This is a genomic window from Proteiniphilum sp. X52 (assembly GCF_003712195.1).
GTDB lineage: Bacteria > Bacteroidota > Bacteroidia > Bacteroidales > Dysgonomonadaceae > Proteiniphilum.
The window spans coordinates 74883-93375 of the sequence record NZ_RDSD01000008.1 but is presented as its reverse complement, the minus strand read 5'-3'; the positions used below and the strand labels follow the sequence as shown (position 1 = coordinate 93375).

The window sequence follows — 18493 nt, the reverse complement described above, 5'->3', positions numbered from 1 at the left end:
TTTCTATTTTATTATTAATATTAAAATTCATACCTTAATCCCACATTCAAATCCATCACGATCTTCCTGTCGGAATAAATAGTCTTATATTGGTTTTCCGCATCAAAATAATAAGCTCCCCCTACTTTCCCGTAGAGCCTCAGCCTGTCGTAGACAGGATAGGAAAGTCCCACACCGGCGTTGACCGATATCTGGGGATTCTCTTGGGAGATCTTTGTAATTTCCTTCTCTTCCGATCCTTCTGCCGCGTTATTGAAATTCGCAGATGCCTGTCCCTCTTTGATTTTCCGGAATTCGCCATATATATCCTTCTCCACCATTCCTCCTATGGAAGCATACACATCCAGTCGTCCCAAAGAAAAAATATTGTAGTTCACATTCAACGGGATACCCAGATAATGAAGTTTTTGCACTTCCTGCACTTTGAAATTATTATTGGTATTCCTGGATTTAGAGTGAAGATAAGAGTAAACAAGACCCGTTTCAATGGAAAGGTCGTCAAGCAGGTATTTGGACACGGTAATACCGAATGACACCGGTTGATCATGTTCCATTTCAGAGACATTGTTCGTCGCATTATTGGCCTGAAGATGTAAGTTTTTATTGCCTTCCGCCATATATTTGTTGTCGGTGTTTACAGAAGCCGACCTCAAAGTCATGGGTGAGTTTACCGTTTGCTGGTAGCCGGTCAGCCCCCCTCTTCCGTTGACGGCAAGCAAAAGGACTCCTTGCCCTGTTTCGGGTACACCCGCTTCGGCAAAAAGGACTTTCTCGTTTCCCCCGACGGTGATTGTTTCTTCTTTCGACAACTTCTCATCCTCTTGGATCATCTCCTTTTCCTCCGGTTTTGTAAATAGGTGAAGAGTGCCGGCTTCCACTTTCTTCTCGGCATGCTCTTCCCCTAACTTTTCACGCTTCATCCATGCCGCCAGCATTCCCGCCGGAGAGGATGAGCGAATAACCGATTTTTCGCCGGTTTCAGCTTTTCCGGAAGAGCTTGCGGCCAAAAGCTGCTTGGATTCAACCGGCCGGGCAACCGGTTCCGGCACTGATTCCAAAGCTGAAGCCAACTCTGTGGCTGGATCCGGAGTATTACCGGTCGGGGATGTTGTGGAAGCCGATTCGGCCCCCCCCGTCTCCGTCTGCTCCATGGGATTGTGGATAAACAGTATGCTGCCGACGAGCAATATCAACACAGCGGCTACCGATCCGGCATACCATCTTCGGCGAAGTGCCGTCCGGGCAACAGCTGCTGACCTCAACGACCGTTCCACGCGCTGCCATCCATCCGGCGGGACAGGCGCTTCAAAACCGCTGAGTTTTGACTGAAATCCTTTTCTAATATCGTTATCTGACATCATTGTATTTGTCTTTGACTACTATGCAGGATGGCTGAAATTTTCTTCCGGAGCATATTCTTTGCCCTGAAAAATTGTGAACGCGACGCTGCTTCATTAATACCAAGCACCTCGGCAATTTCTTTGTGTGACATCTCTTCGAAAATATACATGTTGAACACCGTTCTGTATCCGGGCGGTAAATTCCTTATCATGTCGAGCACTTCTTCCCTGGGGATATCTTCGATATCGAGTGAATTATCCGCCGGGGTTTCCGACTCGTCGGCATTGACATAGCTGTACTCTTCCATAAAGCGGTACTTCTGCTTCTCCTTCCTGTAATTCTCCAATGCCAGATTCACGAAAATCCGTCTGAGCCAACCTTCAAAAGAACCCCTGCCCGAAAACGAGCCGATCTGCGTGAGAGCGCGGATAAATCCGTCATGCAACAAGTCACGGGCCGTCTCTTCTTCCCCGCTGTAACGTAAACATACCGCCATCATCATAGGAGCATACCGCTCGTACAATAGTTTCTGGGCATTACGGTCCTGTTTCTTACATGCTATGACAAGTTGCGAATCATCCATTCTTAACCGCAGTTCATTTTATTAGATGAATAACAAGAAAAAACGCTGCATGAGCCAGTAAGTTTTTATCTCTATTTATGCTTTTTTAAGAAACAATCCATCTTACCCTTGTGGCGTAATTTTCATCTGCCAAAATTACTATCAACGATAAAAACCGACAAATGAAATTAATTAAGAATATGTAAATTAAATTGGGCTATAACTCTTTTTTCTCTATTTTTGCACTAATAATCCATTAACAATTACTCTATGAAGGATTTTCTGAAAATCATGCTCGCGTCCGCTTTGGGTTTTGTCATCGCGAACATTCTCTTTTCCATAATCGCAATGATCTTTATTTTTGGTGCGATGGGATCTTTTCTCGGATCTTTGTCTACCGGTGAAAAATTCATTCTTCAGGACAATACGGTGTTGAATCTCCGCCTGAACGGCCCCATCACCGAACGCACTCCCGAACAGGATCCTTTCACCTCCATGATGGTCTCCGATCGTCCTTTGCCTACGGGGTTGAACGATATTGTGAGCGCCATCAGAAAAGCAAAAAACAATGATAAGATAAAAGGGATCTATATCGACTCCCGTGCACTGTCAGCCTCCATGTCCACGCTGGCCGAAATCCGCCATGAACTGGAAAATTTCAAGGAGAGCGGAAAATTCATCGTTGCCTATGCCGACACCTATACCCAGGGAGGGTATTACCTTGCTTCCGTGGCAGATAAAGTAGCCATCAATCCGCAAGGGATGCTCGACCTCCACGGCTTGGCCTCGATACCGGTCTTTTATAAGGATGCCCTCGATAAGCTGGGAATCGAAATGCAGATATTCAAGGTGGGAACCTACAAATCGGCGGTGGAACCCTTTACCCGGAACGACATGAGTGAGGCCAACAGGGAACAGGTAAGTTCTTTCCTGAACGATGCATGGAGCTTCCTCAGAAGGGATCTGGCGGAATCGCGCTCACTTACAATCGCCGATATCGACTCGCTGGCCAACAGCCTGCCCGCCGTACAATCGACCGACTTCCTGCTCTCCGCCAACCTGGTTGACACCCTTCTGTATGAAACGGAGATGAAAGATTACCTCAGGAGCCTGCTCGACATCGATGAAGACGCGAAGATCCCGTCGGCGACCGTGGCCAACATGAAATCGGTAACCACGAAAACCGTAAAGAAAACCGACAATACGATCGCCATCTTATACGCGCACGGTAATATACTCTCAGGGACCGGATCATCCGACATACAGGATAAATATATGGTGGATCAGATCGAGAAACTAAGAAAAGATGAAGAGATAAAAGCGGTGGTATTGCGCGTCAACTCGGGGGGCGGCAGTGCTTATGCCTCCGAACAGATATGGAAAGCCGTCACCGACCTGAAAGCGGAAAAACCGGTGGTGGTCTCCATGGGCGATATGGCGGCATCGGGCGGCTATTATATCGCCTGCAATGCCGACAGGATAGTGGCCCAGCCTACTACCCTGACCGGATCGATCGGTATTTTCGGTGCCATCCCCAATTTTGAGGGAACTGCCAGAAAACTCGGGATATATACTGATGAGGTGAAGACCAACGCGTTTTCCGATTTCGGCAATCTCACACGTCCCTTCAACGAAAAAGAGAAGCAGATGCTCCAGGCAATGATCGAGAGAGGCTACGACCTCTTCCTGACACGCTGCGCGGAAGGACGTCATATGCCAAAAGACTCGATGGCACTTTATGCCGAAGGCCGTGTGTGGACAGGGAACCAGGCTAAAGAGATCGGACTGGTCGATGAACTGGGGGGAATTGAGAGAGCCATCGAAATTGCAGCCGAAATGGCCAACTTGGGTAAGAGCTACGTGGTGTTCGAGTATCCCAGGCTCCGTTCGCGTTTCGACGAACTGTTCAATCCCCGGAAGGAAGAGCTCGTTGCCCGGACAATGAAAGAGTACCTGGGTGAAAGTTACGAAATGTTTATACTGTTGAAAGATATCAAAGAACAGGATTATATCCAGGCAAGAATTCCGTATGAATTGAATATTCAATAAAATTATTTTGGGTCGCCCTCGCCCCTCGATTCCCAATTCTTGCTATGGTATAGCCCGAATAAGCGAGTTCCGCACACCATAATGTGAAGAATGAATTAATCGTATGAAAATGGACAAACCTTCCGTCGAAATCCGTCGATCATTGTCGCCGTTGGCATGGCTATACGGCCTTGGTGTGAATTTCCGGAATACACTGTTCGACAAAAAGATACTCAAACAAACATCATTTGATATTCCGGTTATCTGTGTGGGCAACCTCACCGTAGGTGGCACAGGAAAAACCCCGCATATTGAATACCTTATCAGGTTATTGTCGCCCATATACAAGGTGGCGGTGCTCAGCAGGGGGTACAAACGCAAAAGCAACGGCTTCATGATCGTCGACACCGATTCGAAAGCGCGCAATGTGGGAGATGAACCCCTGCAGATCAAGCAGAAATTCCCTGAAGCGCTGGTGGTAGTCGATAGAGACCGGGTAAGCGCCATCAGGAAAATCCTCTCTATCGAAAAAGAGGAACGTCCCGATGTGATCCTTCTCGACGACGGATTCCAGCACCGACATGTGCAACCCTCGCTCTCTATCCTGCTGGTGGACAGCAACCGCCCCGTCTTCGAAGACCGGCTGCTGCCCATGGGATCATTACGTGAACCGCTGAAAGGAAAAGAGAGGGCATCTATCGTAATAGTCACCAAATGCGATCCCGACATGCAGCCTATCGACTTCCGCATCCATACCAACGGATTGGATCTCTATGCTTTTCAACAACTCTACTTCACCGGCCTAGATTATGGGATGATAATGCCACTTTTCCCCGGGTTGCAGGGTGATCCTCTCCCCACACAGGACCTTCGCAAGAAGCACGTCTTCCTGGTGGCGGGCATCGCCTCTCCCCAACCCCTGGTGGATAAGGTGGAACATATCACCTATAACCTTTATACTAAATTTTTCCCCGATCATCACTCTTTTACGGCGAAAGACATACAATCGATCCGGAAATTTATCGATACGGTGGATGACAGCAACAAGATCATTCTCACCACCGAGAAAGATGCTGTCCGGCTCCGGGCGATGCCTCATCTCGATGAAGAGATGAAAAAGATGCTCTATTACATCCCGGTACACGTGACATTCATCGATGAGAAAGAACAAGAACAATTCAATAATAATATTTTAGAACATGTTAGAAACTATCAAACAAACAGCAGATTACCTGAAGAGTAGAGTCGAAGAAATTCCCAATACGGCCATTATCCTGGGCACCGGTCTGGGCGAACTGGCACATGAGATCGAGAATAAAAACGAGATCCCCTATACCGAAATACCCAATTTCCCTGTTTCCACAGTGGAAGGCCACAGCGGAAAACTGATCGTCGGCACGCTCGGCGGCAAGAAAGTGCTGGCCATGCAGGGACGTTTCCACTTCTACGAAGGATACGACATGAAGCAGGTCACCTTCCCCATCCGTGTATTCCAGGCGTTGGGCATAGAATATCTTTTTGTCTCCAACGCGGCGGGAGGGATGAACTCCAGTTTCGATGTGGGCGATATCATGCTGATTGAAGATCATATCAACCTGTTCCCCGAGCATCCACTCCACGGAAAGAACTTCAACGAACTGGGTACCCGCTTCCCCGATATGAGCGAGGCATACAACAAATCGCTGCGGCTAATGGCCATGGAGATCGCCAAAGAGAAGAACATCAAGTTGCAGCATGGTGTCTATGTCGGCCTTCAAGGTCCCACCTTTGAAACGCCGGCTGAATACAATTTCCTGCGTATCATCGGGGGAGATGCCGTGGGCATGTCCACCGTACCGGAGGTGATCGTAGCCAACCATGCCGGAATGAAAGTGCTGGCATTCTCCATCATCACCGACCTGGGTGTGATCGGCAAAATAGTGGAAGTGTCGCACGAAGATGTACAGGAAGCCGCCAAAATTGCCCAGCCGAAGATGGCGGAGATCATGCGCGCCATTATCCGGAGGATATGAAACGGACAGAAATAGCCACGTTGGGCGAATTCGGACTGATCGACCACCTCACCAAAGATATCAAACTCACGCGGGAGAGTTCCATCAAAGGGGTGGGTGACGATGCCGCCGTGGTGGATAACCGCGGGCAACGGACATTGGTGACGACTGACCTCCTGCTGGAGGGGATACATTTCGATCTCGTCTATGCCCCCCTGAAACATCTCGGCTATAAAGCGGCAGCCGTCAACTTTTCCGACATTTACGCCATGAACGGGAAGCCGCAGCAGATCACCGTCTCATTAGGCATATCGAAGCGTTTTTCGGTGGAAGACCTGGAAGAATTTTACAGCGGATTGAAGCTGGCCTGTGAGATTTACGGCGTAGATATTGTGGGGGGGGACACCACCTCGTCCCTTACCGGATTCACCATCAGCATTACCTGTATTGGTGCGGCGGAAGAGGAAAAAATTGTCTACCGCAATGGCGCCAAAAACACCGACCTGATCTATGTTTCAGGCGATTTGGGAGCATCCTATATGGGTTTGCAACTATTGGAAAGGGAAAAGAGCGTGTTCGATGGCGACAAGGACTTCCAGCCGGATTTTGCCGGGAAGGAGTACCTGTTGGAGCGTCAACTAAAACCCGAAGCCAGAAAAGATATCGTGAACCTGCTGGCTGAGAACAGCATTGTGCCCACTTCGATGATCGATGTCTCCGACGGATTGTCGTCCGACCTGCTTCATATCTGCGATCAGAGTAACGCCGGCTGCCGGCTTTTCGAAGAGCGTATCCCCGTCGACTATCAGACCGCCGTGATGGCCGAGACCTTCCATATGAACGTAACCACCGTAGCCCTGAATGGCGGAGAAGATTATGAACTACTCTTCACCGTCCCGCTGCATCTGCACGAAAAGATGAACGAGTTGCAGGGAGTCCGCCTGATAGGCCATATCACACCGCCTGAACAGGGGTGCTACCTGGTCACCCGCGACGGCCAAGAAATGCAACTCCGCGCGCAGGGATGGAATCCGCTCACGGATGAATAAAATTTTCGGCATTTTTTATTTATAAATTTTGTAAATCTCAAAAATGCTCTTATCTTTGCACTCGCAATTTAAGTGACGTTGGTGCCATAGCTCAGTTGGTAGAGCAAAGGACTGAAAATCCTTGTGTCCCCGGTTCGATTCCTGGTGGCACCACTTTTAAAAGACTCCAATAACTGGTAAGCCCCTGAAATACTGAAGTTTCAGGGGTTTTCGTTTTCTACAAAACCCCACTTTTTCAGCAAGATCAGGCAGTTTCGTCGGCCTGATTCGTGGTCATTTTTGGGTCGCGGAAAAAACCTTTAAATTACATATCTTCCAATCCTAAACAAACCATATCAATCTGATATTTAGGTAACAACTTATTCTTAAGGTGCTTTATCTTTGCGGCCAATAATTACGCCCGTAACTGTTACGGCAGTTACAGAGATAGATAAAAGTTTGAATATACAGCAATCTTCCTAAATTTCAAGTCTATAGATGGCAGGACAAAACATCTCTCGGTACGATAGAATACCCCTAACTTATCCCGATATTTTGTTTTATTTCTAAAATGCAGTATATTTGCAGCATAATAGAAACAAAATAATAGAAACAAAATAAAGAAATGACTTTTCTGGAATTTAAGAATAAAATGTTCGATTTGGCTTGCTTCAATATCTATCAGGTATATGCATGGCAACCGGATTTTGACCGGAACAACCTTACTCGTTGGGCGAAGAAAGGGTATCTTATCCGGTTACGACAGGGATATTTTGCTTTTTCGGAGTATAAGAGCAAGCCGGATTATTCCCTTTATTTTGCCAACCGGATTTACCGTCCGTCCTATATCAGCCTGCATACGACATTGTCGTTTTACGGGATGATACCGGAAGCGGTGGTGCAGATTAGCAGTGTGACAACCCTGAAAACAGCATCATTCGCCAATGAGTTCGGCGAATACTCATATAAGAATGTCAAAGAAAATCTGCTATTCGGGTACGACTTAAAGCCAATGGCAGACAACCGCACCATACAGTTTGCCACACCTGAGAAGGCATTACTTGATTTACTGTATCTTTATCCGTTCTATAATAGCGAACAGGAATTGGAAGAGTTGCGTTTGGATGAAGATTACCTGCATGATGATTTAAACAAGGATTTACTGATGGACTACTGCGAAAAGTTTCAAAGCAAGGCGCTTGACCATCGGGTAAAGCTACTTCTTAAAACTTACGATTTATGATACAGATTGAACAGATAAAGAATTATTTTCCGGCTCAAATCCGTGGAAATTCGGGTTTCAATAAGCACATCCTGAAAGAGTATTTGCAGTTGATGATTCTGGATTACCTTTCTTCTACGCCAAGCATCCAAAAGATGGCTTTTATTGGTGGAACAAACTTGCGTCTGGTAAAGGGTATAGACCGGTTTTCTGAAGATTTGGATTTCAACTGCAAAGACCTGTCGAAAGACGAGTTTATTGAAATGACAAACGGAGTAATCCAGTTTTTAGAGCGTTCAGGGTTGAGGGTGGAAGCAAAGGATAAGGATAATCCGAAACTAACAGCTTTTAGGCGGAATATCCATTTCCCTGAACTACTATTCGATTTGGGGTTGAGCGGACACAAGGAGGAACGTTTTTTGATAAAGGTTGAAAGCCAAGACCAAGGAGTCGTTTATCCTCCGGTTATTACCAATATCAAAGGCTGCGGATTCTTTTTCCCGTTTCCTGTTCCTTCCGATGGTGTATTGTGCAGTATGAAAATTGCCGCCATGTTAGCCCGTGCAAAAGGACGTGATTTCTACGACCTGATGTTTTTATTGGCGCAGGCAAAACCCGATTACGATTTTCTTTCAAAGCGTTGCGGAGTACATAATTTGCAGGAGTTCAAACAAGCAACAGCCGAATTGCTGAAAACAGTCGATTTGAAGAAGAAGAAAAAGGATTTTGAGCACCTACTTTTCAATAAAGCGAATAGCGAGAAGATTTTGAGGTTTGGAGAATTTGTAAATTCACTTACAGAATAGTTCGATCCGAAATGTGCGTTTCGGAACTGATAGTTTCGGAACAATGGAAAGGCAAATTAAACAGCCGTAAATTTTAACGCCATAAAATTTCCATTCTATTTCCGTTATGCACCATTTTTACTGCATAGCAGAAATAAAAAGACTAATTATTTCAAATTTTCGGGTAAACAATGGATATTCTTTCTTAACTTTGCAACAACAATCGTGTTAAATCACGGGCAAAACGATGAGAAACAATCGTGTGTCAAATCGTGTGGATTTTCCGATGAAAGAAAATGCAAGTCGTTGATTGTCAATGGCGATACGCAAAGTATCCAGTTTCGGGTAGCTCCACTTGGGGGAACTCATAAAAAGTTGTAATTGAATAAATCCCCCCGCAAGAGGTCGGGGTATCATAGAACAGTAATTCCTACTTCCCGCTGCAAGCAGCGGAGAATTAAACCCTAAGAGATTAAAAACTCACCCAATTGATTGTAAAACTTATAAATATCGGTACAATGAAAACAAGAGATTTCATTTTTAAGTTAATTATGATCCATTTAAGGTTGCACCTTGGTGGTGGAATCTGATGTCATTACCAAATATTACACAAGATGAATTCAAGAAAAAAACACTCAATATATGTTGTAGTTTTGATATTGTTCGCATATTCATGTAACACATCAAGGCAAATGCCGGTATCTCAACCGGTGGCCATTAATATGCAAACACAAGATACCATTCCCCATAAAAGTATTTCGTTGCAAAAAGGAAAAATATGCTATCTTACCACCACGTCTTACGATTACGTGTTACCAGATATGGATATTTTCGAACTTAACAGTTCATCCGATTTCATAACGTCCTCTTCGCAGTCTCCTCTCTCGGGTTCGGCTTCCGATTCTTATCAGACGGATACTGTTCTGCGGAGTCAATTTCTGGTAAGAACAGCATTAGAAAAAGTGGCCGAAAACTCGTCACTCGGCTCTGAATTTATATATTATCATACGAAAGAACTTAAAAGAGATAAAAAGGATCTCGATTCAATTATCAAATCATTTAATCCGGATTACATTATTATTCTGAATAAATTGGAGTTTCGGGTAAACGGCAATGTCTTTAGGAACGCGTCGATCGCTTCGTCGAAATATAGTACAGGCGATTTTTATGTTACTACTTCGGAACCAATATTTACATATACGGGCAATATTTTAATTACTTATGATGCTTTATGGAATATTAAACATCTGAAAGATGACCAGCAAACGGAGATTTCACAAAAGGGAGAAGTTCATGCCAATTTTTTTAAAAATTATAATATCATTGAGCATTTGGTGAGCACCGCAAGACAGGCCGGAAATGATTTTCTTACTCTATTAAAAGAATGAATTAGCTAAAGATGGCAGATATGATTCTTGTTCACATTCGGCTTTGGACTTCGTTATTTTTGCATTGAGTAATTCTGAGTTAGGATGTTGCTTTTTCACACGCTGTTTTTTGGCATCCCAAAATACAAAGGTTTCAGGAGTTTGTATTTTCTACAAAATCCTACTTTTCAAAGAAAATAAAATAGTTCGCATAATGAAGGAAAATTGGATTCCATCCCTTATGCGAGAATCGGGAATTCTTTATAAAACCGCAGCAGGGATATGGTTTCCGTCAGTAGTTTTGTACGAACGAATTTCTTCATATCCTCATCCATTAATTTCCCTAAACCGTTCAGAATACCCCGGTCGCTCCGCGTGTCGCTAAAAACCGACCAAATCAAATCGCTTTTTTGAGAACTATTCATGGGATTATCTTCCATGTTCAGTTCACAAAAACTGCGGAATAATTCTGATTCGACCAAATATCCTGCTTTCTCTCCAAGACACATTACTAATTTTGAAAAAGTCATTATTGTTTTGTTGATGAAACGAGAACGGCTCCTCATTTTCATCTTACACCTGCATATGACTTGCTAAAGACAAGTATTCATGCGGACGATACGAAACTTTGAATTTAAAAAAAATGATTAAACAATAACGAGGCAAATACGTTCTTTCCTCGATAAGCAATTGTGATGGAAAAGAGATTACAACAACAAATCACATGTGTATGCATTCGATAATTTTGCAGTCAAAAAATTTTTAGTTGTGGCAGATAATAACAAAACACATTTCTCCGGTCCTCATGACAGCATTACGGTGGCACCAGATCGGCCGGCCTTCAAAGAATGGCTGCCCTGCATAGGTATTGCCATGGCTGCATTCGTTTTCAATACTAGCGAGTTCGCGCCGATAGCTCTCCTGAGTGACATTGCGAAAGGTCTTTCCATCAGCGAAGCCAAAGCCGGATTGTTGATTACTATCTACGCGTGGGTGGTGGCACTGGCCTCTTTGCCATTGATACTTATTTTCGCGGGGGTAGAGCGTCGCAAACTGATGGCAGCTCTATTGATCCTGTTCATTATAAGCCATCTGCTTTCATGGCAATCCTATAATTACCCTTTACTGCTTGTTTCACGTATCATGGTGGCTTGTATGCATGCTATCTTCTGGTCTGTCGCCGCCCCTATGGCGGTCCAAATGGCACCGGAAGGTCACCGCTCAACCGGATTAGGCATTCTCGCCACCGGCGGTTCGCTGGCGACTGTGCTCGGGCTTCCCTTCGGACGTACTGTGGGGCTATATATGGGATGGAGGACAACTTTTTTATTCATTGGCATAGTTGCTTTCCTGGTACTGATACTTCTGATGTTTGTATTGCCGGTCTTAAAAAGTAACAATTCGGGATCATTCAAAAGTTTACCGCACTTAGTCAAACGCCCGGCCCTGATGGGGATATACATGCTGACCGCGATTATGATCACGGCACATTTTACCGGATACACCTATATCGAACCTTTTATGATCAACATAGCCGGACTCAATGAAAATGCGGCTACTGCGGGATTGCTTGTTTTCGGTGTCGCCGGAATTGGCGGAAGCTTTTTATTCTCCCGTTACAATGAGAAACGATCGCTCTTTCTCATGGGTGGAAGTGTAATTGGTGTAACCATATCACTTTCACTAATATATCCGTTAGCGATCAACACTTTTACTGTTTTTTTGTTATTCACATTCTGGGGTATATCAATTATGATCTTTAATCTGGTATTTCAGGATGCCGTGATAAAAATCGCGCCCGACGCGACAGCTGTGGCAATGTCTATCTATTCAGGCATATATAATATCGGTATAGGTAGCGGCGCGCTTTTCGGCGGAACTGTGAACACCCACGCAGGAACCCAACACGTGGGTATGGCGGGATGTTTTATAGGCTTACTGGCCATATCTTTTTATTTCCCGGTTATAAGACGCCATTTACAGGGAAGAATATAGAATGGAAAATTCACCTTCGATTGTTCTTATGAGTCCGGCAAAGAAAATATTCAATCACGCCGGATCAACAAAACATAAAGATTATCTTTGTTTCGGATAATCTTTGTCCACATGAATCGAGAATATGAAAACCGATTATTCAAATTTTCATGTTATATTCATAATAAGATAAGACCATTATGCAGAAGTCCATAGCATATCCTCTTTCCATTATTTATTATCTGTTGTTCGGATGCACATTGCTGATATTTCATCTGATTCAATGGATATGCTTCAACCTTTTTGGATATAACGCCCATAAAAAGAGCGTCGACCTGCTCTGTTTCTTCCTCGTATTGAATACCTATGTGCTGGGCACAAGATATAAAATCACAGGGTTGGAAAAACTCCCAAAAAACAGTCCGCTGATCATTGCCGCCAACCACCAGAGCTGGTATGACATCACGACTATCGGCTGGTATATGAGAAAAGTCCATCCTAAATTTGTCAGCAAGATTGAACTGGGAAAAGGTATTCCCAGTATATCGTACAATCTGAGACAGGGAGGGTCGGTGCTGATCGACAGAAAAGACGCGAAACAGGCCTTATCCGCGATCCGGCAATTGGCCCAATATATAGAGGCAAACAAACGTTCGGCAGTGATATTCCCTGAAGGGACACGAACCAATACGGGCAAGCCACGGCGATTTGCCGAGAACGGTTTGAAAATCCTCTGCAAATACGCGCCTTCCGCCTATGTTGTTCCCGTCACGATCAACAATTCGTGGAAAATGACAAGATGGGGTTCTTTCCCTTTAGGCATAGGCACTAAGATCGAGTTTACCATTCATGATCCTATCCCCGTAAAAGAGACGCCTTTCCCTACCCTTTTTGAAAAGACGGAGCAGCTAATAATCCGGTCTATAAACTGATGGGAGCAACAATCACATATTTGCCAAAGTTCCAATCGGGTGTCTTCCGTTTACTTCACTCCTTGCAAAGACCGGGCGGCAGATATGCTCCGCAATCAATCAACCCCATCCCAGCCGTAATTTTGAGTTAATTCGTATCCCAAATCTTTATACAGTTTGATCTGATCGAGAGGTACGGCATTCAAATATTGCCTTTCGTAATAAGAATTTCCGGCAATCCAATCCCTGCGCATATTGGTTTCATACAAGTTGTGCACAAACGCTTTGGACAAATTGTCCGGATCAGGATAATGGAAATGCAGGCTTTGCATCATCTTGTTATATTGAGCCTCCGTGTACTTGGCTTTAAACGCCTCCAAATCGATATACGCGCCTCTACCCAATGTGGTGGGGCCGTCGCTTTCCATCGTTTTCAGATACTCAAATTTTTTCCACCGCCTCAGGTCGTTTCGCCTGAATCCTTCGAACAGGAGTTCAACCGCCCGTTCCCTTCGTATTTCCCACAACAAAGGAGAAACCGAAGGATCCCGGTCGGGATCGTTAACGATTACACCGTTCGCCGTAACCTGATCTCCGGCGACAACCATTTTGGGCAGTTTCGGCAGCACATCCCCCTGGTTATTCTTTTGGATATTCCTGTTCCGTAAAAGATTGATCGATTTATCAGCGGCAGCCTGGTCAAATCTACCCAGTTCGGCCATCGCTTCCGCATAATTGAGAAGTATTTCACCATACCGTATTACGGGCGCGTCCGTAGTATTCGTGCTTCCCATGTAAATCAACTCTTTATCATTGGCTTCATAAGGAAGGAATTTCCAACAAAGGAATCCGGTGGAAGAATAGGCGTCATGCGGTCCGTTCAATCTGATAGAGTCCACCAAACTAGCCGCCATACGGGGATCTCTGTTCCTATACTGGTCCTCGTAATACCTGAACCCGTTATCGGAATCATAATCATATAACGGGGATTGTTTGATAGGAAGCCCGTCGGCAGACAGATAGGTTTCCACCACTTTCAGCGTCGTACCCGTTTGAGGTTCTTTATTGTTATATGAGACCAGACAATGGGTTACTTTTGCGGCCTCATACTGGCGATAGAAGATCACCTCTTTGTTTCCGGACAGATTCTCTGAAGAAAAAATCGCCCTGTAATCGTCCACCACTTCATATTTACCGGAATTCATCAGTTGTTCCGATGCCCAGGCAGCTTTTCCCAAAAGGGTCGCAGCCGTTTCCGCATCGATATCATGGTATTTCAGGAAGGTTCCGAAATACAGCATATGTCTTGACATAAAGGCTAAAACGACATCTCTGTTGACTTGTTGTGATCCGTCATTTATACGCACATTCTCCGCGGCAAACTGAAAATCCTCCATAATTTTCAAGGCTACATCCGGAAGGGGATCCCTCTTTTTATAACTTGTCTCCACATCATCATGCGGAACCACTTTGTCAAAATAAGGAATATCGCCAAATGCCCTGGCTAAATCAGAATACTCCATCGCCCTGAAAAAACGGCCGATACCTAACCAGTGATTCCGGGCTTCGTCTGATAAATTTTCCATTTTCCCTACCTCATCAATTAGGATATTCGCCCATCTCACCCAGGTGAACGACCATCCGTTACCGGAAGTCGCCGTATTCTGCGTCCATATCGACGAGGAACTGTACTCATCAGCCCACGATCCGCCGGTGAAAAAGCTACCCCAGCTGTATCCGCTTCCATATCCGTAGAAATAAGAGGTATAAGCCCTTTGGGCATATAGCTTTACGTTCCCTTCATTTGTCCAGAAATGATCATTTTCAAACTGATCCAATCCTGGTCTATCCAGATAATCTTCACAGGCCGTAAAGCAAACCAGTAAAAAGACTATCGAGTATATTATTTTTTTCATATTCTTCCGTTTTTAAAATTCCATTTGCATCCCCAATGAAACAGTCCTCCTGTAAGGATAACTACGCCCGAACGAACGTGAATCATTAGCCGTTACACCCGAAACCCAGTTAATCTCAGGATCGATGGCCACACCTCCCATTTTATCGAACTCAAACAGGTTTTCACCGTTCACATAAAACCGCAGTTTTTGAAGCGATATTTTGGATAACACCATTTTGGGTAGGCTATACCCGATATTCAAACTCTTCAAACGCAGATAGGCGACATTCAACAAGTACCGGTCATTGGGAAGGTAATTCCATTTTGCCGTCTGACTGTATTCCAACGGTCTGGGATAGAAGGCGCCCGTATTCTCTTCCGTCCAATAATCCAAAGTATGGGCAAAGTTGGCTTCGGCACCGTAATAGCCGGGTAATACCATATTGCCTGTCGCCCATATATGCCGTTTTCCCACACCCTGAAAGAAAATATCCATGTCAAATCCTTTCCAGGCAGCTCCCACCCGGAACCCATATTGGTAGCGCGGCGTAGTATTCCCGATGACGGTTCTGTCACCAGGATCTCCTATCGTGTTGGTGCCATAATCAATGACACCGTCACCGTTTAAATCTTTGAATTTAACATCCCCGGGGCTAAATTTGAACGTTCCCGATTCCAAGATGTACTGGTCGGGAACGCCCGGCGCCATGGTGTTTTTAGATTGTCCGCTGTCAAGAATCGTTTGCTTGATCTTATCCCCTTCCCATACAAAATCTTCTTTTTGAAAGAGCCCCTCTGTTTTATATCCCCAAATTTCTCCCAATGTTTTGCCCTCGTAATAAGTACTTGAAATAAGCGGGTCATTCGCTGAAGCATATCTGGTCACAATGGTTTTATAATCAGTGAACTGCCCGGACAAAGACAACCTTAGCCCGTTACTGAAGAGATGATTATAGCTGATTTCCAGTTCAACACCCTTGGTAGTCAATTCTCCGTAATTCCTGTTTGGTGCCGATATGCCCACCGTCGACGGAACTGTTTCCCCCGGAGCCAGCATGTCCAATGTTTTTCTCTGGTACCAGTCAAACGTCCCATTTAACTTGTTGTTGAAAAAACTGGCGTCAAACCCCACGTCCAACGTGTTTACCGTTTCCCATGTCAACGAAGGGTTTACCAATGTAGGACCGGCACTTATGTAAGGCACATAATTCCCGTCTACCAGCCAATAACCACCTGAACTTGAGGGGGTAAAAGCAGTCAGGGTTGAAATAAACGAATTCAAAGGCACATCCTGATTACCCACGGAGCCCCATGAACCGCGTAATTTCAGAGAACTGAGGGCAGGTTGAAGCGATTGCATCCAAGGTTCCTCACTTACACGCCACGCGGCAGACAGGGTAGGGAAGAAATCCCAGCGTTTACCTGTCCCGAATTTGGAAGACCCGTCGTAACGCCCACTCACATCCAGCAGGTATCTATCTTTATAAGCGTAATTCGCACGTGCAAAAAATCCGGCCACGGCCCACCACGAATGGCTCGAAGAAGCCAATTGATCCCCGCCGGCCAGGTTTACTTCTCCTTTATCAAAATCATAGACGTTATTCCTTCTTGCAGAAATCCATATGTATTCCGCATCCTCGATATTGGTACCGGCCGTCACCTTTATGCCGTGGTCATTGAATGTATTATCATACGTAATATATCCATTATAGGTATTCCTGATATTTTTGGATGAAGTATAGCGGGCATAATCATAGGTTGCAGTAGTATAAGTACTATAAACATCATCCAGGGTATCTCCGGCGCCCACACTCCATTGATTGATACCCGTCACATATCCTCCCACGGTATGATTCGTGACAAATGTCTGGGCATACGTGTAATCAAAATCAGCCGTTAACCCTTTGGCTAATTGCACAGTAGTTCCCAATGTATATCTACTGTAATAGGTGTCGTCTTCAACGGGCCTGGCCGCTTTCAGGTCGTTCACCGCACCCCGGAACTCTTTCCCGTTATACGTCCCGTACGGATACACCTGATGCCATCTGTATAAATAATACACAGGAGCATATACGGCAGAAGCGTAATTGAAAGGCGTTTCTTGAAGGCTCTTGGAATACATGAAGCCTCCGCGGATCGTGATCCGGTCTTTCACATCCGTACTCAGGAAACCGGAGAAATTGTACCTCCTGTAAAAATCGTCAAACAGGTTTAAAACCCCTTGCTGATTCATGTAGGCAGCCGATAAATTATATTGGGTATTTCCGCTGCCGCCGCTTACACTCAAATTATGATTTTGCTGGGGCGTCCAGTCCTTGTAATAGATATCATAGATATCCCAGGGCCTGTAATAGTAAACTCCCCCACCCGGCCGGTAATCGAAATCACGCCCCTCTACCATTTCACGACCCAATCCCTTGCCGTCTCCGTACGTATCGATCCATTCTTTTACCTTTTTAATTACTTCCGCATTGTAATAATATCCCACCTGTCCTGTTTCCGTTACCGGCTGGTCCCTCAAAGCATTGATCTGATCCAGCGAATACTGCAAATTCAGGTCGGCCCGCGTGTGTTCCGGCACTTTTGTCGGGGTCGACCACGAGAAGTTATTGGAATAGGCTATTCTCGGCTGGGCGTCTTTCGCGCCTTTTTTGGTCGTGATCAATACGGCCCCGAAAGCTGCCCGGGCACCGTATACCGCCGTTGTGGAAGCATCTTTCAATACGGATATGGATGCGATATCATCCGGATTGACATAAGAAAGGTTAGGCACCTCAACGTTGTCCACCATTATCAAGGGATTTCCGGAACCGCCACCAATCGTACTGACCGTCCCCCGGATCTTTATATTCGGCGATCCGCCCAAAGCTCCCGAAGTGGTGGTTATGACCAATCCCGGAGTAGATCCCTGTAATGCCCTGCCAACATCGGTTACCGGTCGGGATACCAGCGTTTTACTCACATCTACTGTCGAAACAGCACCCGTAAGGCTTTCTTTCCGTTGTGTACCCCATCCTACCACAACCACTTCTTCCAATATTTCAGTATCTTCTTTCAAAACAACCCTTATATTCGGGCGTACCGGCACTTCCTGAGCGCGCATTCCCACATAGGATATTACCAATGTATTAGCCCCGCCCGGCACTGTTAATGTAAAACTCCCATCGATATCCGTAACTGTGCCTTGGGATGTGCCTTTCACCTGAACAGACGCTCCGATGACCGGATCATCTGACTCGTCCACCACCCTACCCGTCACAAGGGTCTGCGCGGTGGAAATTCCCATTCCTATTATCAGGAATAAGGTTAATAAGATCATTGGATTTTTTTTCATTTGCTTAGATTGATAACATATTTTAACTTCAGAGTATCTTTCCCATGGCTAAT

At 45.2% G+C, this 18493-nt stretch carries 15 protein-coding genes and 1 tRNA gene; 10 read left to right on the top strand and 6 right to left on the bottom strand.

Annotated elements, in window-relative coordinates; translation table 11 throughout:
* Window positions 1-20: 20 nt before the first annotated feature.
* Together D7D25_RS08445 and D7D25_RS08440 are read right to left on the bottom strand one after the other, a co-directional pair.
* Complete coding sequence (locus D7D25_RS08445; protein ID WP_148038894.1) at window positions 21-1361, bottom strand: hypothetical protein; 1341 nt, start codon at window positions 1359-1361, stop codon at window positions 21-23.
* On the bottom strand, window positions 1358-1924 hold the full coding sequence (locus tag D7D25_RS08440; protein ID WP_122968521.1) for an RNA polymerase sigma factor: 567 nt from the start codon (window positions 1922-1924) through the stop codon (window positions 1358-1360). The genes D7D25_RS08445 and D7D25_RS08440 overlap by 4 nt, the downstream gene beginning before the upstream one ends.
* A gap of 249 nt (window positions 1925-2173) precedes the next feature.
* On the opposite strand from D7D25_RS08440, the gene sppA reads away from it, so the two are divergent.
* The 8 genes from sppA (at window position 2174) to D7D25_RS08400 (ending at window position 10345) form a co-directional block, all read left to right on the top strand.
* Window positions 2174-3952: a signal peptide peptidase SppA gene (gene sppA / locus D7D25_RS08435; RefSeq protein WP_122968520.1), complete on the top strand. Its 1779-nt coding sequence runs from the start codon at window positions 2174-2176 to the stop codon at window positions 3950-3952.
* Between the two features lie 103 nt (window positions 3953-4055).
* The gene (lpxK, locus tag D7D25_RS08430; protein ID WP_122968519.1) at window positions 4056-5174 is read left to right on the top strand and encodes a tetraacyldisaccharide 4'-kinase; all 1119 of its coding nucleotides are present in this window, start codon (window positions 4056-4058) and stop codon (window positions 5172-5174) included.
* Complete coding sequence (locus D7D25_RS08425; protein WP_122968518.1) at window positions 5131-5943, top strand: purine-nucleoside phosphorylase; 813 nt, start codon at window positions 5131-5133, stop codon at window positions 5941-5943. The genes lpxK and D7D25_RS08425 overlap by 44 nt, the downstream gene beginning before the upstream one ends.
* A complete protein-coding gene (thiL, locus tag D7D25_RS08420; protein ID WP_122968517.1) occupies window positions 5940-6971 on the top strand; it encodes a thiamine-phosphate kinase in 1032 nt (343 codons plus the stop codon). The genes D7D25_RS08425 and thiL overlap by 4 nt, the downstream gene beginning before the upstream one ends.
* Before the next feature lie 80 nt (window positions 6972-7051).
* Window positions 7052-7124, top strand: a tRNA-Phe gene (locus D7D25_RS08415).
* Between the two features lie 451 nt (window positions 7125-7575).
* Window positions 7576-8193, top strand: coding sequence for a hypothetical protein (locus D7D25_RS08410; RefSeq protein WP_122968516.1), 618 nt, complete (start codon window positions 7576-7578; stop codon window positions 8191-8193).
* On the top strand, window positions 8190-8978 hold the full coding sequence (locus tag D7D25_RS08405) for a nucleotidyl transferase AbiEii/AbiGii toxin family protein (protein WP_122968515.1): 789 nt from the start codon (window positions 8190-8192) through the stop codon (window positions 8976-8978). The genes D7D25_RS08410 and D7D25_RS08405 overlap by 4 nt, the downstream gene beginning before the upstream one ends.
* 701 nt (window positions 8979-9679) lie before the next feature.
* The gene (locus tag D7D25_RS08400; RefSeq protein ID WP_148038893.1) at window positions 9680-10345 is read left to right on the top strand and encodes a hypothetical protein; all 666 of its coding nucleotides are present in this window, start codon (window positions 9680-9682) and stop codon (window positions 10343-10345) included.
* Here the strand turns inward: D7D25_RS08400 and D7D25_RS18805 are convergent.
* Window positions 10334-10492 (bottom strand): Arm DNA-binding domain-containing protein, encoded by a 159-nt coding sequence (locus D7D25_RS18805; RefSeq protein WP_370453849.1) that lies wholly within the window; start codon window positions 10490-10492, stop codon window positions 10334-10336. The genes D7D25_RS08400 and D7D25_RS18805 overlap by 12 nt on opposite strands.
* A 71-nt stretch (window positions 10493-10563) precedes the next feature.
* A complete protein-coding gene (locus D7D25_RS08395; protein ID WP_148038892.1) occupies window positions 10564-10854 on the bottom strand; it encodes a hypothetical protein in 291 nt (96 codons plus the stop codon).
* A 238-nt stretch (window positions 10855-11092) separates the two neighbouring features.
* Between D7D25_RS08395 and D7D25_RS08390 the strand changes: the two genes are divergently transcribed.
* Both D7D25_RS08390 and D7D25_RS08385 read left to right on the top strand, forming a co-directional pair.
* On the top strand, window positions 11093-12319 hold the full coding sequence (locus tag D7D25_RS08390; protein ID WP_122968576.1) for a sugar transporter: 1227 nt from the start codon (window positions 11093-11095) through the stop codon (window positions 12317-12319).
* 179 nt (window positions 12320-12498) lie between these two features.
* Complete coding sequence (locus tag D7D25_RS08385; RefSeq protein ID WP_122968512.1) at window positions 12499-13230, top strand: 1-acyl-sn-glycerol-3-phosphate acyltransferase; 732 nt, start codon at window positions 12499-12501, stop codon at window positions 13228-13230.
* Window positions 13231-13325: 95 nt separating this feature from the next.
* Here the strand turns inward: D7D25_RS08385 and D7D25_RS08380 are convergent, their stop codons facing one another.
* Window positions 13326-15125 carry a RagB/SusD family nutrient uptake outer membrane protein gene (locus D7D25_RS08380; protein WP_122968511.1) on the bottom strand — a complete coding sequence of 600 codons (1800 nt, stop codon included), beginning with the start codon at window positions 15123-15125 and terminating at the stop codon, window positions 13326-13328.
* A 12-nt stretch (window positions 15126-15137) separates the two neighbouring features.
* Window positions 15138-18425: a TonB-dependent receptor gene (locus D7D25_RS08375; protein WP_158602578.1), complete on the bottom strand. Its 3288-nt coding sequence runs from the start codon at window positions 18423-18425 to the stop codon at window positions 15138-15140.
* Window positions 18426-18493: the final 68 nt, after the last annotated feature.